The organism is Kribbella sp. NPDC051718 (assembly GCF_040681515.1).
GTDB lineage: Bacteria > Actinomycetota > Actinomycetes > Propionibacteriales > Kribbellaceae > Kribbella.
In genome coordinates this window covers 363869-381851 of sequence record NZ_JBFAYZ010000008.1, presented here as the reverse complement: position 1 = coordinate 381851, position 17983 = coordinate 363869, and the positions used below count along the sequence as shown (strand labels likewise).

The window sequence follows — 17983 nt, the reverse complement described above, 5'->3', positions numbered from 1 at the left end:
TCCAGAGATCAGCGCTGACCGTAGACGGTCTGATAGCGGCGGTAGAGGCTGTCGACGTGCTCGGGGTCGATGGGCAGCGGATCCCCGCCGGTCCGGGCGAGGTGGACGGTGCGGGCCACGTCCTCGCACATCACCGCGGCCTTGACCGCTGCCCGGGGGTCCTTGCCGATGGTGAAGACGCCGTGGTTGCGCATCAGCACCGCGGGCGAGCGGGAACCGGCCAGGGTCTCGACGATGCCGCGGCCGATCGAGTCGTCGCCGATCAACGCGAACGGTCCGACCGGGATCTCGCCGCCGAACTCGTCGGCCATCGCGGTCAGCACGCACGGGATCGCTTCGTTGCGCGCGGCCCAGGCAGTGGCAAACGGTGAATGCGTGTGGACCACGCCGCCGACATCCGGCCTGGCGCGGTAGACGTACGCGTGGGCGGCGGTGTCGCTGGACGGCGCCAGTTCGCCCTCGACCAGGTTGCCATCCAGGTCGCAGACGACGACCGAGGCGGGGGTGAGATCGTCGTACGAGATCCCGCTCGGCTTGATCACGAACAGGTCCTCCCCAGGCACCCGCCCGGAGATGTTGCCCGCGGTCCAGGCGACGAGCCCGTACCTGACCAGCTCCGCGTGCAGCGCGGCCACCACGGTCCGCAGTTCGTCGACGGCCACTGACGCGGTCACCCGATCACCTCGTTCTTGAGTGCGTGCAGACGATGCAGTACGCCGGTACCGCCGTACGCCTCGCCCGCGAACCAGTCATGGAGTTCCCGGTACTCGGCATACAGCAGGTCATAGCGATCGGCTCGGGCGGCATCGGGCAGGTAGGCGGACTCGGTCCGCCGGCCCATCGCCGCGGCTGCCGCCGGCACGTCCGGATACGTGCCGGCGGCAACGGCCGCGTGGATGGCCGAGCCGAGTGCGGGGCCCTGACCGGACGCGACGACCGAGATGGGACGGCGCAGGACGTCGGAGTAGATCTGCATCAGCAGTTCGTTCTTCAGCAGGCCACCCGCGACGATGAACTCTTCGACGGCCACACCCTGCTGCTCGAACGCCTCCACGATCCGGCGGGTGCCGAACGCGGTGGCCTCGATCAGGGCGCGGTAGCCGTCCTCCGGCCGGGTTGCGAGGGTCTGCCCGACCAGGACGGCCGACAGATCGTGGTCGACCAGGACGGATCGGTTGCCGTTGTGCCAGTCGAGGGCGATCAGGCCGTGCGCGCCCACCTGCTGCTGGGCCGCGAGCCCGGTCAGGTAGGTGTGGACCGAGACGCCTTGCCGTTCGGCCTCGGCGACGTACGCCGGGGGAACGCAGTTGTCCACGAACCAGCCGAAGATGTCGCCGACCGCCGACTGGCCGGCCTCGTAGCCCCAGAGCCCGTCGATGATGCCGCCGTCGACCACGCCGCACATGCCGGGAACCTCGGCCAGCCGATCGGAGGACATCACGTGACACGTCGACGTCCCCATGATCGCGACCAGCTGCCCAGGGCGGGTGGCGTCGGCCGCCGCGGCCGTCACGTGCGCATCAACGTTGCCAGCAGCAACAGCTATGCCGGCCGGCAGGCCGGTCCACTCCGCGGCCTGCGGGGTCAGCCGGCCGGCCGGTGCGCCCAACGGGAGCAGGTGGTCGGCAAGCTTGTCCGTGAAGTCGGTGAAGGCCGGGTCGAGGGCCGCCAGGTAGTCGCGGGACGGGTAGCCGTCCTCGGTCCGGATTCCCTTGTAGCCGGCCGTGCAGACGTTGCGGGACTCGGTGCCGGTCAGTTGCCAGATGATCCAGTCGGCGGCCTCGATCCAGCGGTCGGTCCGCGCGTAGAGCTCCGGGTCCTCCTGCAGTAGCTGGAGACCTTTGGCGAACTCCCACTCGGAGGAGATCTTGCCGCCGTACCGGTTGAGCCATGGCTCGCCCCGGTCCGCGGCGACTTTGTTGATCAGGTCCGCCTGTGGCTGCGCAGCGTGGTGCTTCCAGAGCTTCGGCCAGGCATGCGGGCGGTCGGCGAGATCGCCGAGCTCGCACAGCGGTGTGCCGTCGGCGAGCGTCGGCAGCACGGTACAGGCGGTGAAGTCGGTGCCGATGCCGATGACGTCGGCCGGGTCGACCCCGGAGAGGGCCAGCGCCTTCGGTACCGCCTGGCGGAGTACGTCGACCCAGTCCGCCGGCGACTGAAGGGCCCAGTTCGGTCCCAGCCGGACCCCGGATCCGGGCAGCGAACTCCCGATCACCCCGTGCGAGTACTCATGCACCGCGCTGCCGAGCTCCTCGCCGTCGTCGGCGCCGACCACCACGGCCCGCCCGGACAGCGTGCCGAAGTCGATGCCGACGACGTACCGCCGGGCCGGGTCCGGTGCGCTGTCGGCGCTCACGTTCTGCTCCACATGTGAACGCTAACATTTTTCCGCCGGACGGCAACAGTCATCAGCCGGGCGAGCATTCTCAGAGGTCCAGTTCGACGGTCGCGAAGGAGTGCGGGGGGAGGGTCAGGCGCAGCCCTCGGTCGTCCCTCGCGATGCCGGTCAGCGCCGCCGGTACGACGGCCTGCGGATCATCCGTCGAGTTGTGCGCCTGCAGTTCGGAGGCCGCGAGCAACCGCCCACGATGGTCGCGGATCGTCGCGCCCCGCAGGTCCAGCACGACCTCGGCGGACGCGGCCGGATCGAGATTGGTGATCGACACCAGGGCGTGGCCGTCCTTCACGCTGGCCGAGGCCGAGAGCAGCTCCAGGCTCTTGCCGTCGAGCTCGTACGGCGCCGGCTTGTCGACCAGATGAACCGGTACGGACGTCGCGTCGTGGTGGCCCTTGTTCATCTCGAAGACGTGGTACGTCGGTGTCAGCACCAGCCCGCCGGTGTCGTCGGTCAGCAGCATCGCCTGCAGAACGTTCACCGTCTGGGCGATGTTGGCCATCACCAGTCGCTGCGCGTGCCGGTGGAAGACGTCGAAGTGCAGGCTGGCCACCAGCGCGTCACGGAGTGCGTTCTGCTGGTACAGGAAGCCGGGGTTGGTGCCCGGCTCGACGTCCCACCAGGTTCCCCACTCGTCGAGGACCAGGCCGATCCTGCGCTGCGGGTCGTAAGCGTCCATCACGGTCGAGTGTCCGGTGAGCACGCGGTCGATGTCTTGGGCCTTGACCATGGTCCGGTAATAGTCGTCTAGGTCGAAGTCGGTCGCGCTGCCCTTGTGTTCCCACGATCCGGGCACGGTGTAGTAGTGCACCGAGACCGCCTGGAAGAGGTTCCGCGGTTCGCCGCCGAGGCTGCTGATCGCCTTCATCAGGGCTTCGGTCCAGGCGAGGTCGTGGTCGGAGGCGCCCGCGGCGATCCGGTACAGCTTGTTCCCGTCGTGGTCCTTGCAGAAGGTCGCGTACCGGCGGGCCAGCTCGACATAGGCCTCGGCGCTCAGGTTGCCGCCGCATCCCCAGGCCTCGTTGCCGATGCCCCAGTACGGCACCTTCCAGGCGGCGTCGCGGCCGTTGGCCTTGCGGAGCCGGACCATCGGGCTGTCGCCGTCGCGGGTGAGGTACTCGACCCAGTCGCTCATCTCCTGCACGGTGCCGCTGCCGACATTGCCGTTCACGTAGGGCTCGGCGCCGAGCAGCTCGCACAGCGCCAGGAACTCGTGGGTGCCGAAGTGGTTGTTCTCCACCACGTTTCCCCAGTTGGTGTTGACCATTCCGGGCCGGTCGGCCAGCGGGCCGATGCCGTTCATCCAGTGGTACTCATCGGCGAAACAGCCACCCGGCCAGCGCAGGTTGGGGATGTTCAGGGCTCGCAGTGCCTCGACCACGTCGAGCCGGATCCCGCCCTCGTTCGGCAGGCTGGACGATTCGCCGACGTAGAAGCCGTCGTACACACACCGGCCGAGATGCTCGGCGAAGTGCCCGTAGAGGTGCCGGCTGATGGTCGGGCCGGGGACGTCGAGGTCGATCACGATCCGCGATTCGGTGGACAAGTGCTCCTCCTGGGGGTGAGGCCACAATGTTAGCGCAAACATAATTCGCCCAGAGGTGTTGACCAACGGAAAGTTAGCGCTAACAATCAGCCCAAACAGTGCTGGACGGAAGGACTGCCGGGATGAAGAGACTGATGGCCGTGGCGACGGGGCTGGTGCTCGTCGGAGGCCTGGCGGCTTGCGGGGACGACAAGCCCGAGGCGAAGGCGGCGAGCGGCGACAGCATCACCATGGGCTTCGCCCAGGTCGGCGCCGAGAGCGGCTGGCGGACGGCGAACACGAAGTCGGTCCAGGAGGCGGCCAAGGCCGCGGGGATCGAGCTGAAGTTCTCCGACGCGCAGCAGAAGCAGGAGAACCAGATCAAGTCGATCAGGTCGTTCATCCAGCAGAAGGTGGACGTGATCGCCTTCAGCCCGGTGGTCGAGACCGGCTGGGACACCGTGCTGATGGAGGCCAAGCGCGCCAACATCCCGGTCATCCTGACCGACCGCGCGGTCGACTCCAAGGACACCTCGCTCTACAAGAGCTTCCTCGGCTCCGACTTCGTGGTCGAGGGCAAGAAGGCCGGCGAGTGGCTGGTGAAGCAGGGCGACACCGCGGACGTGAACCACGACGGCTCGATCAAGGTGGTGGAGCTGCAGGGTACGACGGGCGCCGCGCCGGCCATCGACCGCAAGGAGGGCTTCGAGGAGGCGATGAAGGCCAATCCGAAGATCGCCATCGCCGCCTCGCAGACCGGTGACTTCACCCGGGACGGCGGCAAGAAGGTGATGGAGTCGTTCCTGAAGTCGCAGAAGGACATCGACGTCGTGTTCGCGCACAACGACGACATGGGCCTGGGTGCGATCGAGGCGATCGAGGCCGCCGGCCTCAAGCCTGGCAAGGACGTCCAGATCATCACCATCGACGCCGTCAAGGACGGGATGACCGCGCTGGCGGACGGGAAGATCAACTACATCGTCGAGTGCAACCCGCTGCTCGGCCCGCAACTGATGGGTCTGGCGAAGAAGGTCGTGGCCGGCGAGGAAGTCCCGGCGCGGGTACTGACCGAGGAGACGGTCTTCGACCAGGCAGCCGCGAAGACGGCGCTGTCCGCACGGCAGTACTGATCCGGCGATGACCCAGGCGATCACTCCCGCCCCGGCGACGGCGCTCACCCCGCCGGTGGTCGAGATGCGCGGGATCAGCATCGGCTTTCCCGGTGTCAAAGCGCTCACCGACGTCGGCTTCCGGCTGCTCCCCGGTGAGATTCACGCCCTGATGGGTGAGAACGGGGCAGGCAAGTCGACGCTGATCAAGGCCCTGACCGGCGTCTACGCGATCGACGAGGGCACGGTGGAGATGGCCGGTGAGCAGCAATTGTTCAGCTCACCGGCCGACTCGCAGGCCGCCGGGATCAGCACCGTGTACCAGGAGGTCAACCTGTGCACGAACCTGACGGTCGCGGAGAACATGCTGCTCGGCCGCGAGCCGCGGCGGTTCGGCCGGATCGACGGCAAGGCCATGAGGGTCCGCGCAGGGCTGATCCTGGACCGGCTCGGCCTGGCGATCGATCCGGGGTCGACGCTGGCCGAGCACCCGATCGCGATCCAGCAGCTGGTCGCGATCGGGCGGGCGCTAGATCTCGACGCGCGGGTGCTGATCCTCGACGAGCCCACCTCGAGCCTCGACGCGGACGAGGTGGCGAAGTTGTTCGCGGTGATGCGGACGCTGCGCGACCAGGGCGTGGCGATCCTGTTCGTCTCGCACTTCCTGGACCAGGTGTTCGAGATCTCCGACCGGATGACCGTACTGCGCAACGGCAAGCTGGTGGGGGAGTACCGGACCGGGAGCGTCAGCCAGTTCGACCTGGTCCAGGCCATGATCGGTCGCGAACTCCAGACGTTGGAGAAGCTCGAACAGCACACGTCGGCCGACGTGGCCGAAGACCGGGTACCGCTGGTGAAGGTACTGGGTCTGGGCCGCCGCGGCAGTCTGCAAGCCGTCGACCTGGAGATCTACGACGGTCAGGTGATCGGCATCGCCGGCCTGCTGGGGTCGGGACGAACCGAACTCGCCCGGCTGCTCTTCGGGGCCGACACCGCGGACACCGGCTCGATCGACGTACGGGGCACGCGGCGGAGGTTCCGTACGCCGCGGAACGCCATCGGCGCCAAGATCGCCTTCTCCAGTGAGAATCGGCGCGCGGAAGGCGTGGTGGAGGACCTGACCGTCGCGGACAACCTGCTGCTCACCCTGCAGGCTTCCCGCGGCTGGCTCCGCCCGGTACCGGTCCGGACCCGCGAGCGGCTGGTCGCGGAGTACATCAAGGCCCTGGACATCCGGCCTCCCGACCCGGCCGCGCTGATGCGCAACCTGTCGGGAGGCAACCAGCAGAAGGTCCTGCTGGCCCGCTGGCTGATCACCGAGCCGGAGCTGCTGATCCTGGACGAGCCGACCCGCGGGATCGACATCGGCGCCAAGACGCAGATCCAGCAACTCGTCGCGAAGCTCGCCGCCGACGGACTGTCCGTCGTCTTCATCTCCGCCGAGCTCGAGGAGGTACTCCGGCTCAGCCACCGGGTGCTGGTGATGCGGGACCGGGCGAAGATCGCGGACCGGCCCAATGACGACACCGTCACGGTGGCCGGGATCCTTGAACTCATCGCAGCCGGCGGTACGACGACAGCCGAAGGGAACCCCGATGCGTGACCTCGTCCGCCGGCCACTGTTCTGGCCGACGCTGGCCCTGGTACTGCTGCTCGCCCTCAACACGGTGGTGACTCCCTCGTTCCTGTCGGTGCGGATCCAGGACGGTCACCTGTACGGCAGCCTGATCGACATCCTCCGCAACGGGGCTCCGGTGCTCCTGGTGGCGCTGGGGATGACGCTGGTGATCGCCACCCGGGGAATCGACCTCTCGGTGGGTGCGGTGGCCGCGATCGCCGGCGCCGTGGCCTGCGTCTACATAGCGGGCTCGTCGCAGCAAGCGGCGACCTCGACGCTGCTCACCGCGGTCGCGATGGCGGTCGGCGTCTGCGTACTGCTCGGACTGTGGAACGGGTTCCTGGTCTCGGTGCTCGGGATCCAGCCGATCATCGCCACCCTGGTGCTGATGACGGCCGGCCGCGGACTGGCCATGCTGATCACGGACGGCCAGATCACCACGGTCGTCAGCCCGGGGTTCAAGGTGATCGGCGCGGGCTTCGTCGCGACGCTGCCGGTGGCCATCCTGATCGCGCTCGCGGTCTTCGCGCTGACCGCGGTACTGGCCCGGCGGACCGCGCTCGGCCTGTTGATCGAGTCGGTCGGCATCAACCCGGAGGCCAGCCGGCTGGCCGGGATCCACGCCCGGACGATCACCTGGACCGTCTACGTGTTCAGCGCCTTCTGTGCCGGTGTCGCCGGGCTGATGATCGCGTCGAACACGAGTGCGGCGGACGCGAACAACGCCGGCCTGTGGATCGAGCTGGACGCGATCCTGGCCGTCGTGATCGGCGGCACGTCGCTGGCGGGCGGAAAGTTCTCGCTGACCGGGACGCTGATCGGCGCGATGTTCATCCAGACCCTGGCCACCACGATCCCGACCATCGGGATCCCGGCCGAGGCCAACTATCTCTTCAAGGCGGTCGTCGTGATCGTGGTCTGCCTCCTGCAGTCACCGAAGGCGCGGGCCGCGTTGCGCAGCCGCCGGCCTCGCCGGGCCACCCCCACCGTACGGACGGAGACAGCATGAGCGCGTCAGCCCTGTCGCCCGCGGTGGCGGCCCGGATCCGCCGGTACAGCCCACCGCGCCGCTACCTGCCGGTCGCGGCGGCGATCGCGCTGCTGATCGGGATCTTCGGCGCCGGATCGCTGCGCTACCAGGGTTTCGCGGATCCCCAGGTGATCCTGAACCTGTTCGTCGACAACGCCTTCCTGCTGGTGCTGGGGCTCGGGATGACGTTCGTGATCCTTGCCGGCGGCATCGATCTGAGCGTCGGCTCGGTGGTCGCCCTGTCCACGATGATCGCGGCGTCGACGCTCGAGTCGGGCTGGCCGGTGGCGGCCACCGTCATCGCCGTCCTGCTGTCCGGGACGGTGCTCGGGACGTTGATGGGCCTGGTCATCCACTACTTCGACGTGCAGCCGTTCATCGCGACCCTGGCCGGAATGTTCCTGGCTCGTGGCCTCTGCTACCTGATCAGTGTCGAGTCGATTCCGATCCGCGATCCCGGTCTGACCAGATTCGCTCAGGGGACCGTCCCGGTGCCGGGCGGCTACCACGTCACTCCGAGCGTCGTGGTGGCGCTGGTGGTCTTCGCGATCGGCGCGTGGGTGCTGCACCTGACCCGCTTCGGGCGGACGGTCTACGCCGTCGGTGGCAGCGAGAGCTCCGCGCATCTGATGGGGTTGCGGGTCGCTGCGGTCAAGGTCGGCGTGTACACGATCAGCGGCCTCTGCTCGGCGCTGGCCGGACTGCTCTTCGCGGCCTACACGCTGTCGGGGTACAGCCTGCACGCCGTCGGGATGGAGCTCGACGCGATCGCGGCGGTGGTGATCGGCGGGACGCTGCTGACCGGCGGCCGCGGCCTGGTACTGGGGACGATGGTCGGCGTCCTGCTGCTCGGCACCATCCAGACCTTCATCTCGTTCGACGGCACGCTGAGTTCCTGGTGGACCAAGATCTCCATCGGAGCGCTGCTGCTGGTCTTCGTGGTGGTCCAGCGCCTGCTGACCAGAAGGCAGACCTGACGGCGGTCAGACGGCGCCGGAGCTCTGCCGCACGATCAAGGTGGCGGGGATCTGCTCACTGCTCGACTGTCCGCCGTTCATCTGCTCGGACAGCAGATAGAAGGTCCGCCGGCCGACCTCGTCGAAGTCCTGCCGGACGGTGGTCAGCGGCGGGTTGAAGAACTCGGCCTCCGGGATGTCGTCGAAGCCGACCACCTGGACATCGCCGGGTACCGAGATCCCGGCCTCGGCGAACGCCCGCAGCAGGCCGAGCGCCATCTGGTCGTTGGCGACGAACACGGCGCTCAGGCTGGATTCCCTGGCCAGTGACCTACCGGCCTCGTACCCCGACCGCGGGCTCCAGTCGCCCCGGGTCAGCCGGGGCCGGCGGACGCCGTGGGCCTTGAGCGTCTCCCGCCAGCCGCGCTCGCGTTCGGCCGCCTCGAGCCAGTCCGCCGGTCCGCCGACATGCCAGACCGTCTTGTGACCGAGCGACAGCAGGTGCTCGGTCGCGAGGCGGGCGCCGTCGTACTGATCGACCGAGACGGTCGGTACCGGTGGTGCCGCGCCGCCGACAGCGACGAGCGGTACGCCGTGCGGCGCGAACTCCAATGCCTTGGCCGTCGTGACGTGGGGTGCGATCACGACGATGCCTTCGACCGCCTGGCGTTGCAGTGACTCGACTGCCTCCGCGATGGACTGTCCGCCCGGCCGGCTGACGCTCGCCACGGTGATCGCGAAACCGGCATCCCGCGCCGCCCGCTCGATGCCGTAGAGCGTGCTGGCCGGTCCGTACAGGGTGGAGTCCAGCGTCACTACTCCGAGCGTGCCGGTCCGCCCGGTGACCAGGGCTCTGGCGGCGGTGTTCGGCCGGTACCCGAGGCTCTCGATCGCGGCCAGCACCCGCTCGCGCGTCGCAGGCCGGACCAGGTCGCTGTCGTTGATCACCCGCGACACCGTCATGTGGGACACCCCGGCGAGCACGGCGACATCGGCCAGACTCGGATGCCGCCGGGCCGACGACGAGGCCACCGGCGCGTGCTCGACGTCCGAACCCTTGACCACGTTCACCTCTCCGATCATCGCCTGGGCTGAATTCTGTCATCCGCCACCCGTTTCCCGGCGGATGACGGCACCGGCGCCATCACTCGGCGAGCGGATCCTCGCTGGGTGGGCGTTGATGGAGATAGTCCTCGACGGCGAAGAGGTGCGCGGACATGTAGGTGCGGGCGCGGTCGGAGTCGTGCGCGGCCAACGCCGCCAGGATGGAGCGGTGTTCGGTATGGGTCGCCTCGTCCGCACCGTGCTGACTGATCGAGCGCCACAGCCGGTCCCGGCTCGTCCGGCCGCCGAGCGCCTCGATCAGTGCCGCGAGGACCGGGTTGCCGGCGGCTTTGGCGACGACCAGGTGGAAGGCGATGTCGCCGTCGATGATCGCCTCGTGATCAGGTTCGCCGTTCGCGAGCTCAGCCTCGATCCGGCCGAGGATGAGGTCGGCGGCGGCCAGTTCGTCCGGACCGATCGACTGGGCCGCCAGGCCGGCCGCCTCGGTCTCCAGGATCCGGCGTACGGCGTGCAGATGGTGTGCGCCGCTGCGATCGTGCAGGTCGACGACCAACCCCATCGGCGCCAGCAGCATCGAGGAGTCCAAGGTGGTGACATAGGTCCCGTCACCTCGCCGGGTCTCCAGCACGCCCATCGCCGACAGCGCGCGAACCCCCTCCCGCAGCGGATTCCTGGACACGCCGAGCGCTTCGGCGAGATCCTTCTCGACCGGCAACCGATCGCCCGGCCGGAGCCTGCCCTCGACGATCAGGTCCCGGATGCCCTGGACGACGACGTCGGTCTGAGACGTCATGACACCTGCTCCGCGACGGACCGCGCCGCCCAGTACCTGCCGGCCGGGTAGGTATAGGTGTCGACCGAGTCACCGTGCATCTCGGCACTGTATCCGGCCGCCGTCGGCAGGACGTAGGCCCCGTCACGGACGACGCACGGGTCGACGAAGTGCTCGTGCAGGTGGTCGACGTACTCCGTCACCCGCCCCTCGAGGGTCGCCGCGACCGCCACGTAGTCGAAGATCGCCAGGTGCTGGACGAGTTCACACAGCCCGACACCGCCGGCGTGCGGACATACCGGTACGTCGTTCCAGGCGGCCAGCAGATAGACCGCGAGGATCTCGTTGATGCTGCCCAGCCGGGCCGCGTCGAGCTGGCAGTAGTCGATCGCTTCGGCCTGCATCAGTTGCTTGAACAGCACCCTGTTCATCCCGTGCTCGCCGGTCGCGACCCCGATCGGCGCGACGGCCTTCCGGATCGCCGCGTGGCCGAGGATGTCGTCCGGGCTGGTCGGTTCCTCGATCCAGAGCGGATCGAACTCGGCCAGGGCGAGCACCCAGTCGATCGCCTGTGGCACGTCCCAGACCTGGTTCGCGTCGATCATCAGCTTTCCGTCCGGCCCGAGCACCTCCCGGGCGATACCGCAGCGCCGGATGTCGTCGTCGAGGTTGGCGCCGACCTTCAGCTTGACGTGGTGGTAGCCGGCGGCAACCGCTTCTTCGCAGAGCCTGCGCAGCTTGGCGTCGGAGTACCCGAGCCACCCCGCGGAGGTGGTGTAACACGGGTACCCGGTGGCAGCGATCTCGTCGATTCGTTGCTTACGGCCCGCTTCCCGCGCGGCCAGGAAGGCGATCGCCTGATCAGCGCTGAACACGTCGGACAGATAGCTCAGATCCGCGGCGGCGACCAGCTCCTCGGGCGACATCTCGGACAGCAGCCGCCACAGCGGTAGTCCGGCTCGCCGGGCCGCAAGGTCCCAGACGGCGTTCATCACGGCGGCGAGGGCGAGGTGGATGACGCCCTTGTCCGGTCCGAGCCAGCGCAGCTGGGTGTCGGACTGCAACTCGCGGTAGACCGCGCCGAGATCAGCGCAGAGTTCGTCGACGTCGCGTCCGGCCAAGGGGATCGCCCGCTGCTGCGCGGCGGCGACGCACAGGTCGTTGCCGCGGCCGATGGTGAACGTGAACCCGTGGCCGCGCAGATTCTCGTCATCGGTGTGCAGGACGACGTAGGCGGCCGAGTAGTCGCCGTCCTTGTTCATCGCGTCCGAACCGTCCTGGGTCAGCGAGGTGGGAAAGCGGACGTCGGTGACCTGCACGGACGTGATGCGTGGCATGAGATCCCCTCAGCGAAACAATAGATGGGATGTTTCGGCAGATTCTTCGAGCCACAGTATGGATCATGAGCGCGTGCGGCGCTACGATCCCGGCAAAACATGGGATTAATCCCGCCTTTCGATGAAGGGTTCCTCGGATGAGGCTGTTCTACGACCATCCCGCGCGCAGCTGGCTGGAAGCGTTGCCGCTCGGCAACGGGCGGATCGGGGCGATGGCCTTCGGTGGCGTCGGCAGCGACCGGATCGGCCTGAACGACGAGACCTGCTGGTCAGGCGGTCCGGAGACGGCGCGCCTGCTCTCGGAGCCGATCGGTGCGATTGGCGCCGATGCTGTCCAGGCAATTCGGGGCGCGCTGGCTGCTGGTGACATCCGGCGCGCGCACGAACTGGCTGGAGGATTCCAATCCGGCTACTCGCAGGCGTACCTGCCACTCGGTGATCTGCTGCTGGACATCACGGTCGACGGCTCCACGCCGGTTGCCGACGACGTAGCGGAGTACGGAAGAAGGCTGGAGCTCGACCTCGCCACCGCACTGACGGAGTACGAGGTCGGGGAAGTGGCCGTCCGGCAAGAGGTGTTCGTGAGCGCGCCGGCCGGGGTGCTCGTCGTACGGATCACCGTCTCGAAGGCGGGTGCGCTCGGCCTGACCGCGCGGCTCGACTCCCAGTTGCGCTCCCGGCCTCATGCCGCCGGCGACGGCGTCGGGCTCCTGCTGCAGGCTCCGGCCGATGTCGCGCCGCCGCACCGCGACGTACCGGAACCCATCCGGTACTCCGAGGGCGCGGACCGCGGGATGGCCGCCGCGATCGCGCTGCGTGCGCGCACCGATGGCGACGTGCACGCTGACGAAAGAGGCCTCAGCGTGACTGGTGCCACCGAGCTGACGCTGATCCTCTCGACAGCGACCGGGTACGACGGCCCGTCGACCGTGCCGACGCGGACGGCGGAAGAGTGCTGGGCGATCGCAGACGACCTGGTGGCGGCTGCGCTGGCCCGCGAGTACGGCGAACTGACGGCTGATCACACCGAGGATCACCAGAAACTGTTCCGTCGCGCATCGCTCGAGCTGACCGGCCTACCCGATGCCGCGGGCCTGCCGACCGACGTACGACTGGCACAGCACGGTGACGACCCCGCCTTGGCCGCGCTGGTCTTCAACTACGGCCGCTATCTGATGATCGCGAGCTCTCGGCCCGGCGGTCTGCCGACCACCTTGCAGGGCATCTGGAACGACATCCTGCGGCCGCCGTGGAGCAGCAACTACACGATCAACATCAACACCGAGATGAACTACTGGCCCGCCGAGACGACCGCGCTCCCGGAGTGTCACCAGCCGCTGCTCGACTATCTCGAGCACCTCGCCGAGGCAGGACAGAAGACAGCGCAGGAACGCTACGGCTGTGCCGGCTGGACAGCGCACCACAACGCCGACGCGTGGTGCTGGACGCTTCCCGTCGAGGGCGACCCGCGATGGTCGAACTGGCCGATGGCGGGCGCGTGGCTGGTTCGCCATCTGTGGGAGCATTACGCATTCACAGGCGACCTGGACTTCCTCGGCCGGGCCTGGCCCGTACTACGAGGCGCTGCGGAGTTCTGCCTTGACTGGCTGGTGGAAATGCCGGACGGCAGTCTCGGTACCTCGCCGTCGACCTCACCCGAGAACGACTACCTGGCCGACGACGGCGAGCCCGCCTCGGTCACGATCTCGTCGACGATGGACCTGTCGCTGATCGCGGACCTGTTCGACCGGTGCGCGCAGACTGCGGGGCTGCTCGGCGTGATCGATCCGCTCGTGGACCGGCTCGTGCTGGCCCGCAAGCGGATCCCGGAGCCGTCGATCGGTGGCCGTGGGCAACTACAGGAATGGGCCGCGGACCTGCCCGAGGAGGACCCGCACCACCGGCACATGTCACACCTGATCGGTCTCCATCCCGCCGACACGATCACCCCGGACGGTACGCCGGCTCTCGCCGCCGCGGCGGCGAGAACGCTCGACCTGCGCGGAGATCGGGCCACCGGGTGGTCGCTGGCGTGGAAGATCAACCTGCGGGCGCGGCTCCGGGACGCCGCGGCGGCGCAGCGACTGGTGCGCGCGTTCCTGACTCCCGCCGACGACACCTCGACGGACTACGTGGGCAGCGGCGCCGGTGTCTATCCGAACTTGTTCTGCGCGCATCCGCCGTTCCAGATCGACGGCAACTTCGGTGCGACGGCAGGCATCGCGGAGATGCTCCTGCAGAGCCACACCAGCGAGATCGAGGTACTGCCCGCGCTGCCGGTCGACTGGGCCGCAGGCCGGGTGACCGGTCTGCGTGCGCGGGGCGGTGTCTCGGTCGACCTCGCCTGGTCCACGGACGGAGTCGAGGTGACCCTGACCGCGGATCGGGACCAGGAGCGCGTCATTCGCTCCGGCGACGAACGGACCACCGTCCGGCTGAACGCCGGCACAGCCCACCGTCTCAGCTTGAGCTGACGACGCCCAGGGAGGAGGCCCCCGATGGCAGCAATCCCCACCACCATCCCGCCACCCGTCGGCGAAGCACCGCCGCGGCAGCGACGCCGCCGCCGGCGCGAACGCACCACCGTCGCCGGCCTGCGCCGCAGTCTGCGGCGGCACTGGACGCTGTACCTGCTGATGGTCGTCCCGCTGATCTGGTTCGCGGTCTTCAAGTACATCCCGATGTCGAACGCCGTGCTCGCCTTCAAGGACTACAACGTGATCCAGGGCATCTGGGGGAGCCCGTGGATCGGCTGGCAGAACTTCGAGGTGTTCTTCCAGAACCCGGTGTTCTGGACCCTGGTGAAGAACACCTTCGTGCTCTCGGTCTACACAGTGGCGGCGAGCTTCCCGCTCGCGATCATCCTGGCCCTGGCACTGAACGAGATCCGTACCGGCTTCTTCAAGAAGACGGTACAGATGGTGACGTACGCGCCGTACTTCATCTCCACGGTGGTCGTCGTCTCGATGACGATCCTGGTGCTGTCGCCACGGCTGGGCATCGTCAACGAGGGTCTGGGATTCTTCGGGGTACCGGCGGTCGACTTCCTCGGCAATCCGGACTACTTCCGGCACATCTACGTGTGGTCCGACGTCTGGCAGACGACCGGGTACTCCGCGGTGATCTACCTGGCCGCGTTGTCCGGCATCGACCCGGCGCTGCACGAGTCGGCCAAGATCGACGGTGCCAGCAGGTTGCAGCGGATCCGGCACGTGGATCTGCCGGGCATCATGCCGACCGCGGTGATCATCCTGGTCCTTGCTGTCGGCAACATCATGGCGATCGGCTTCGAGAAGGCGTTCCTGCTGCAGAACCCGCTCAACCTGAGCAAGTCCGAAATCATCGCCACCTACGTGTACAAGACGGGTCTGCTGAACGCGGACTTCAGCATGGCGACCGCGATCGGGCTGTTCAACTCGGTGATCAACCTGGTGCTGCTGTTCGGAGTCAACACGATCGCCAAACGGATCACCGGGAACGGACTGTGGTCATGAGCGCTCAGACTGAAGTGAGAACGTTGCCCGGGAAGAAGCTCGAGCGCCGTACGGCGCGGGCCCGGAGGATCCGGGAGCCGCGGACGGACCGCATCTTCCTCTTCTGTGTCTATCTCCTGCTGGCGGTCCTGCTGGCGGTCGTGCTGCTGCCGTTGCTGTACATCGTGGCGAGTTCGTTCAGCAGCCCGGAGGCGGTGTCGTCCGGCCGGGTGCTGTTCTGGCCGGTGGACTTCTCGCTCCGCGGGTACCACGCGGTGTTCGCCAACCCGCAGGTCGTCCAGGGCTACCTGAACTCGCTGTTCTACACCGTGGCCGGGACGATCGTCAGCGTCACCATGACGATCGCGATCGCCTACCCGATGTCGCGCCGTACGCTGGTCGGCCGCAATGTCGTGATGACGTTCATCTTGTTCACGATGCTGTTCACCGGCGGCCTGATCCCGACGTACCTGGTGGTCCAGTCGGTCGGTCTGCTGGATACCAGGTGGGCGTTGATCATCCCGCAGGCGATCGGCGTGTGGCAGGTCATCATCGCCCGCACCTACTTCCGTACGGCGATCCCGGAGGAGCTGGTCGAGGCCGCGCAGCTGGACGGTTGTGGCGACCTGCGGTTCCTGTGGTCGGTGGTGATCCCACTGGCCAAACCGATGATCGCGGTGGTCGCGCTGATGTACGCGATCATGCAGTGGAACTCGTACTTCGACGCGCTGATCTATCTGAAGAACCCGGATCTGTTCCCGCTGCAGCTGGTGCTGCGCAACATCTTGATCCTGAACACGACCGGCGGTGGGGCGGTCGATGCCTCCGTGGTCATCCAGCGCCAGCAACTGGCCGATCTGCTCAAGTACTCGCTGATCGTGGTGGCGAGCGTGCCGGTCCTGCTGATCTATCCGTTCGTCGCCCGCTACTTCACCAAGGGAATCCTGATCGGCGCCGTGAAGGGCTGATCTTCCGCATCACCTCGACCCTGTGAGGGACCTCATGTCTGTACAGTTCAGAAAGACCAGGCGTGCCGCGATCGCCGGCATCAGTCTCCTGGCAGTCGCGCTCGCGGCCTGTTCCGGTGGCGGCTCGAACACCGAGCAGGGTAAGCCGCTGCCAACGATCACCGGAAATCCCGACGTCACGCTGAACGTCTTCTCGCCGCAGTCGGCCGACACGAACCTCGCCACGAACGACTTCACCAAGCTGATGAAGCAGAAGTTCAACCTCACCATCAAGTGGCAGACCACGACGTTCGACGGCGGTCCGTCGAAGGAGAAGCGGCAGATCTCGCTGGCCAGCGGCGACTACCCCGATCTGTACCTGCTGATCCCGTGGGTCGACCAGTTCACCACGGCGGAGCTGCTCAAGCTCGGCAAGCAGGGTGTCGTCGTACCGCTGAACCAGCTGATCGACCAGTACGCGCCGAACATCAAGAAGGCGCTGGACTCCACGCCCGAGTGGAAGGCGATGGCGACCGCGCCGGACGGCAAGATCTACGGGATGCCGCAATGGGTCGACTGCTTCCACTGTTCGTACCCGGACAAGCTGTGGATGAACTCGGCGTGGCTGAAGAAGCTGGGCCTCGAGCAGCCGAAGACCACCGAGGACCTGCGGAAGGTGCTCCAGGCGTTCAAGACCCAGGACCCGAACGGCAACGGCAAGGCCGACGAGATCCCGCTCAGCGCGAACGTCCGCGACAGCCTCATCCCCTACTTGATGGACGCCTTCATCTACGACCCGCAAGGGCAGAACAACAGCGGCGGCAACAACACCACACTGGTTCTCGACAACGGCAAGGTCGACGTCCAGGCGAACAAGGACGGCTGGCGCGAAGGCCTGCGGTACATCAACTCGCTCTACCAGGAAGGCCTGATCGACAAAGGCGCCTTCACGCAGAACCCGGACGCGATGCAGCAGCAGGGCAACCACGGCGGCTCGGTCATCCTCGGCGCGGGCACCGTCATGCACTCGGGCATCTTCGTCACCATCGGTTCGGCGGACGGGCGGGACAAGCAGTACGACGCGGTACCGCCGCTGACCGGTCCGAGTGGCGCGAGCTTCGCCAGCTACGTCTTCCCGAGCATTCCCGGCGCCACGTTCGTACTGACGTCGAAGGCCACACCGGACAAGCAGATCCAGGCGATCAAGATGCTCGACTACATCTTCACCGATGAGGGACAGAACAATGGACAGTTCGGCACGGAGGGCAAGGCCTGGACCAAGCCCGGTCCCGGCGATGTGGCGCTCGACAAGGCGCTGAAGCCGAGCTTCAAGCAGATTCCCCTGAAGCCCGGGTCGAAACCGCGGAACAGCGGCTGGGGTGCGCTGGCGCAGTACAACAACACCGCGAAGTACCGCAACTCCGAGGTCATCGACACCGACATCACCTCGCAGGCGGGGTACGAACGCAAGCTGTTCGACGCAACGAAGTTGTACGCCGGCAAGGAGGACAAGGCCCAGATCTACCCGTTCTGGAAGGTGTGGATCGACCCGTCCCTGGCGAGCGAGGTCGCGACCCTGCAGACGAACCTCGAGAACTACGTCCAGCAGAACGCGCTGCAGTTCATCACCGGCTCGAAGAACATCGACACCGACTGGGACGCCTACGTCAAGGGCCTCGACGGCCTCGGCCTGAAGCGCTACCTGGAGATCCAGCAGACCGCCTACGACAAGGTCCCGAAGTAGAACCAGGAAAGA

At 67.5% G+C, this 17983-nt stretch carries 14 protein-coding genes; 8 read left to right on the top strand and 6 right to left on the bottom strand.

Annotation, left to right across the window (positions count from 1 at the left end; genetic code table 11):
* Nucleotides 1-8 precede the first annotated feature (8 nt).
* Genes AB0M15_RS29630 through AB0M15_RS29620 form a run of 3 tightly spaced genes read right to left on the bottom strand, consistent with a single transcriptional unit; the run spans nt 9 to nt 3941 of the window.
* The gene (locus tag AB0M15_RS29630; RefSeq protein ID WP_363824841.1) at nt 9-674 is read right to left on the bottom strand and encodes an L-ribulose-5-phosphate 4-epimerase; all 666 of its coding nucleotides are present in this window, start codon (nt 672-674) and stop codon (nt 9-11) included.
* On the bottom strand, nt 671-2368 hold the full coding sequence (gene araB / locus AB0M15_RS29625; RefSeq protein ID WP_363824839.1) for a ribulokinase: 1698 nt from the start codon (nt 2366-2368) through the stop codon (nt 671-673). The genes AB0M15_RS29630 and araB overlap by 4 nt, the downstream gene beginning before the upstream one ends.
* A 58-nt stretch (nt 2369-2426) precedes the next feature.
* Complete coding sequence (locus tag AB0M15_RS29620) at nt 2427-3941, bottom strand: alpha-L-arabinofuranosidase C-terminal domain-containing protein (protein WP_363824837.1); 1515 nt, start codon at nt 3939-3941, stop codon at nt 2427-2429.
* Nucleotides 3942-4063: 122 nt separating this feature from the next.
* On the opposite strand from AB0M15_RS29620, the gene AB0M15_RS29615 reads away from it, so the two are divergent.
* Genes AB0M15_RS29615 through yjfF form a run of 4 tightly spaced genes read left to right on the top strand, consistent with a single transcriptional unit; the run spans nt 4064 to nt 8654 of the window.
* Nucleotides 4064-5050: an ABC transporter substrate-binding protein gene (locus AB0M15_RS29615; protein WP_363824835.1), complete on the top strand. Its 987-nt coding sequence runs from the start codon at nt 4064-4066 to the stop codon at nt 5048-5050.
* 7 nt (nt 5051-5057) lie between these two features.
* The gene (locus tag AB0M15_RS29610; protein WP_363824833.1) at nt 5058-6632 is read left to right on the top strand and encodes a sugar ABC transporter ATP-binding protein; all 1575 of its coding nucleotides are present in this window, start codon (nt 5058-5060) and stop codon (nt 6630-6632) included.
* Nucleotides 6625-7656: an ABC transporter permease gene (locus tag AB0M15_RS29605; RefSeq protein ID WP_363824832.1), complete on the top strand. Its 1032-nt coding sequence runs from the start codon at nt 6625-6627 to the stop codon at nt 7654-7656. The genes AB0M15_RS29610 and AB0M15_RS29605 overlap by 8 nt, the downstream gene beginning before the upstream one ends.
* Nucleotides 7653-8654: a galactofuranose ABC transporter, permease protein YjfF gene (gene yjfF, locus AB0M15_RS29600; protein WP_363824829.1), complete on the top strand. Its 1002-nt coding sequence runs from the start codon at nt 7653-7655 to the stop codon at nt 8652-8654. The genes AB0M15_RS29605 and yjfF overlap by 4 nt, the downstream gene beginning before the upstream one ends.
* Nucleotides 8655-8660: 6 nt before the next feature.
* On the opposite strand, the gene AB0M15_RS29595 is transcribed toward yjfF, so the two are convergent.
* From AB0M15_RS29595 to AB0M15_RS29585, 3 genes are all read right to left on the bottom strand, one after another.
* The gene (locus AB0M15_RS29595) at nt 8661-9716 is read right to left on the bottom strand and encodes a LacI family DNA-binding transcriptional regulator (protein WP_363824827.1); all 1056 of its coding nucleotides are present in this window, start codon (nt 9714-9716) and stop codon (nt 8661-8663) included.
* 61 nt (nt 9717-9777) lie between these two features.
* On the bottom strand, nt 9778-10491 hold the full coding sequence (locus tag AB0M15_RS29590) for a FadR/GntR family transcriptional regulator (RefSeq protein ID WP_363824825.1): 714 nt from the start codon (nt 10489-10491) through the stop codon (nt 9778-9780).
* A complete protein-coding gene (locus tag AB0M15_RS29585; protein WP_363824823.1) occupies nt 10488-11807 on the bottom strand; it encodes an enolase C-terminal domain-like protein in 1320 nt (439 codons plus the stop codon). The genes AB0M15_RS29590 and AB0M15_RS29585 overlap by 4 nt, the downstream gene beginning before the upstream one ends.
* Nucleotides 11808-11944: 137 nt before the next feature.
* Here AB0M15_RS29585 and AB0M15_RS29580 point away from each other — a divergent pair, with 137 nt between their 5' ends.
* From AB0M15_RS29580 to AB0M15_RS29565, 4 genes are read left to right on the top strand one after another with little or no spacing between them, the layout of a single operon-like run.
* Nucleotides 11945-14281 (top strand): glycoside hydrolase family 95 protein, encoded by a 2337-nt coding sequence (locus AB0M15_RS29580; RefSeq protein ID WP_363824821.1) that lies wholly within the window; start codon nt 11945-11947, stop codon nt 14279-14281.
* 24 nt (nt 14282-14305) lie between these two features.
* Nucleotides 14306-15301, top strand: coding sequence for an ABC transporter permease subunit (locus AB0M15_RS29575; RefSeq protein ID WP_363824819.1), 996 nt, complete (start codon nt 14306-14308; stop codon nt 15299-15301).
* On the top strand, nt 15298-16248 hold the full coding sequence (locus AB0M15_RS29570; protein WP_363824817.1) for a carbohydrate ABC transporter permease: 951 nt from the start codon (nt 15298-15300) through the stop codon (nt 16246-16248). Before AB0M15_RS29575 ends, AB0M15_RS29570 begins: the two co-directional genes overlap by 4 nt.
* A 34-nt stretch (nt 16249-16282) precedes the next feature.
* A complete protein-coding gene (locus tag AB0M15_RS29565; protein WP_363824815.1) occupies nt 16283-17971 on the top strand; it encodes an ABC transporter substrate-binding protein in 1689 nt (562 codons plus the stop codon).
* The last annotated feature ends 12 nt before the right edge of the window (nt 17972-17983 follow it).

Coding starts and splice junctions, on each gene's coding strand:
- AB0M15_RS29615 (WP_363824835.1), top strand. CDS start 4,064: ATGAAGAGACTGATGGCCGTGGCGACGGGGCTGGTGCTCGTCGGAGGC.
- AB0M15_RS29610 (WP_363824833.1), top strand. CDS start 5,058: ATGACCCAGGCGATCACTCCCGCCCCGGCGACGGCGCTCACCCCGCCG.
- AB0M15_RS29605 (WP_363824832.1), top strand. CDS start 6,625: ATGCGTGACCTCGTCCGCCGGCCACTGTTCTGGCCGACGCTGGCCCTG.
- yjfF (WP_363824829.1), top strand. CDS start 7,653: ATGAGCGCGTCAGCCCTGTCGCCCGCGGTGGCGGCCCGGATCCGCCGG.
- AB0M15_RS29595 (WP_363824827.1), bottom strand. CDS start 9,716: ATGATCGGAGAGGTGAACGTGGTCAAGGGTTCGGACGTCGAGCACGCG.
- AB0M15_RS29590 (WP_363824825.1), bottom strand. CDS start 10,491: ATGACGTCTCAGACCGACGTCGTCGTCCAGGGCATCCGGGACCTGATC.
- AB0M15_RS29585 (WP_363824823.1), bottom strand. CDS start 11,807: ATGCCACGCATCACGTCCGTGCAGGTCACCGACGTCCGCTTTCCCACC.
- AB0M15_RS29580 (WP_363824821.1), top strand. CDS start 11,945: ATGAGGCTGTTCTACGACCATCCCGCGCGCAGCTGGCTGGAAGCGTTG.
- AB0M15_RS29575 (WP_363824819.1), top strand. CDS start 14,306: ATGGCAGCAATCCCCACCACCATCCCGCCACCCGTCGGCGAAGCACCG.
- AB0M15_RS29570 (WP_363824817.1), top strand. CDS start 15,298: ATGAGCGCTCAGACTGAAGTGAGAACGTTGCCCGGGAAGAAGCTCGAG.
- AB0M15_RS29565 (WP_363824815.1), top strand. CDS start 16,283: ATGTCTGTACAGTTCAGAAAGACCAGGCGTGCCGCGATCGCCGGCATC.